The sequence below is a fragment of the thiotrophic endosymbiont of Bathymodiolus puteoserpentis (Logatchev) genome, assembly GCF_900127505.1.
Classification (GTDB): domain Bacteria; phylum Pseudomonadota; class Gammaproteobacteria; order PS1; family Pseudothioglobaceae; genus Thiodubiliella.
The window spans coordinates 1-2,219 of the sequence record NZ_UEXF01000078.1 but is presented as its reverse complement, the minus strand read 5'-3'; the positions used below and the strand labels follow the sequence as shown (position 1 = coordinate 2,219).

General features: G+C 36.0%; 2 protein-coding genes and 1 pseudogene. All 3 read right to left on the bottom strand.

Annotation, left to right across the window (positions count from 1 at the left end; all coding sequences use genetic code 11):
* Positions 1-881, bottom strand: an 881-nt coding sequence (locus BHECKSOX2_RS09940; RefSeq protein WP_180323764.1) for a hypothetical protein, incomplete at its 3' end; no start/stop codon positions are given.
* A gap of 266 nt (positions 882-1,147) precedes the next feature.
* On the bottom strand, positions 1,148-1,561 hold the full coding sequence (locus BHECKSOX2_RS09935; RefSeq protein ID WP_139683445.1) for a DUF596 domain-containing protein: 414 nt from the start codon (positions 1,559-1,561) through the stop codon (positions 1,148-1,150).
* Positions 1,558-2,219, bottom strand: a pseudogene (locus BHECKSOX2_RS09930) (hypothetical protein); the annotation flags it as partial. The pseudogene BHECKSOX2_RS09930 and the gene BHECKSOX2_RS09935, both read right to left, overlap by 4 nt.

The following is a 2,219-nucleotide window of genomic DNA, read 5'->3' as shown; positions in this document are numbered from 1 at the left end:
CCTATAGCGTTACTTGCGGTATTTTGATAGTTGGTTGCGTTTTCAAAAGAATACATTAGATTGTTTTCAACTAAGCCTTTGAAGGTAGCTAGCCCCTCAGGCTTCATTACAATATTTTTACCTGTGTTTGGATTGTAGGCACTGTAAGCAATAACTTTGCCATTTTTATCTTGCATCTCTCGGACTTGATAATTACTATAATCGCTACTGGTGTTCTTTTTATTGGTAATTGTTACAACTACATTTGGATTGGTAGTAGATTTTTCCAATCTTTTCTGAGTGGCTTTACCATAGCAATCAGTGCCAGTACAAAAATCCTCTCCCTTACTCTTATCAATCCTCGCATAATCCTGATTATTACGCTCAACAAGCTTTGTGTTTCTTTGTGTTTCTGCTGGTGTGTTGCCTAGGTTTCTATTGTTGGTGCTTGTTAAGTTGCCATTGCCATAATTTTCTGAGGCAAACTCAACATAATCCCCGAAGTCATCTCCATAGTTGTCGGCATAGATTTCATTATCAGTTTTACTTGCGTTGTTTTGTGGGTTGGTGTTGATGCTTGGGTCTTGGTTGTCTAACGCATGGCTGGTTTCGTGTCCTATGGTGGTTGTTAAATCTTTGGTGTTGTTAAGGTTGGCATCGTTTAGGTAGATGTTGTTGTCTTCGCCATAATGGCCTGCTCTGTTGGTGTTGGTGTTGGTGTTTTGTTCTGAGGTTATATTGCTACTATTGATTATTGTTCCATCGCTATTGATGGTGATGTCTTGGGTGGGGGCTTTATGGTTGAACTGATTTGCTATTTGAGGGGTAGAATTTGCTTGGGCAAAAATTGGGCTAAGTGCCAAATAAAAAGAAAAATAAAGCGTTAGCAAGTTTTTAAACATGGGATTATTTTAGCGAGATTTGGTGGGTGGTTTGTTAAAAACTATACATTGAGATAGATTGTTTTTTTAAACTGAGAATATTAATAGTGTTACGCTTGGACTTTGAATCTAAATGTCCCATTTTTTCACCTGTTTAGAAGATGGCTGAACTGAAAAAAGTGACTTGAAATGTGTCTAAGTTGATTGGACCATTACATAAGGGTGGTTAATATACCCTTTAGCCGACTAATTGAGTGTTGCACTTATAATGTGAATTCAAGTCTGCTTTATGAAGCAACTATTTCTCCAGTTTTTTGGTCTACCCAGCCTATTTGAGGACAGTCTTCACTAAACCAAAAATCATATACCTTATCATCGTTTTCATCTTTAGCATCTTTTGGAAAAACATCACGCATGTATTGGATGATTTCTTTGCTGGGCAATCCCCAAATTGTATCGCCGTATTTTCTGATAGTAACTGTCTTGTCCCATTGACTGGTGTTTTCATTAAACATACTATAAGGAGCAAATAATACCACTTTGTTATCATCTAGGAGTTTTTTTAAGGTTAGGAAAAACACTTCTTTTCGCTGTTCAATTGATAAATTAATATCAGAATACCATAATCCATCAATCCAATAACCAAAACATTCTTCTAAACTCAACTTAATATTTTCTTCTACCAATGTTTCTAATGTCATTTAAATTTTGCCTCTTTCTTTCTGTTACCTTTAAAAATAACATCAATCGTCCATCTAGGCTTGCTACCATCAGACAAATTAGAAGCTGATTTATTTCTTAAAGTAAAAGAACCTTTTTCGGTTTTTATTTTATAAATAACACCATCTTCAAATTTATTATTACCAACTTTGAATTTTTTAGTAATAGGTTTTGGCAACTTACCACCCGTCAACTGTTCAAAATAAGTCATCACTTGTTTATCGCTAGCCCCTTTAAAAACTTTAGCTCCACCACTTTTTGGCAATGCTGTTAGTTTTGTGTTGCCAATTGTAATCTGATTGTTGGCTTTATTTTTTTCAAACAAGTCTATAAATTGTTTTTGAGTATTAACTGTTTTAAGCGCTTTAGCTTTACCAACCCTTCCAACAACCTTATTCGCCCCAACAGCAACTTCACCAGCCCCTAAACGACCAGCACCAACAACACCCCCTAAACCACCAGCAAGATCTAAAACAATATCACCACTTTTTGCATATTGTTTCCAACTGTCTCCTGTGCCACCGATTTCACCATCATCATGTAAACCACCTATAGCGTTACTTGCGGTATTTTGATAGTTGGTTGCGTTTTCAAAAGAATACATTAGATTGTTTTCAACTAAGCCTTTGAAGGTAGCTA

Bases quoted from the DNA above. Each gene is read 5' to 3' on its own strand.
- BHECKSOX2_RS09935 (WP_139683445.1), bottom strand. From the start codon at position 1,561: ATGACATTAGAAACATTGGTAGAAGAAAATATTAAGTTGAGTTTAGAA.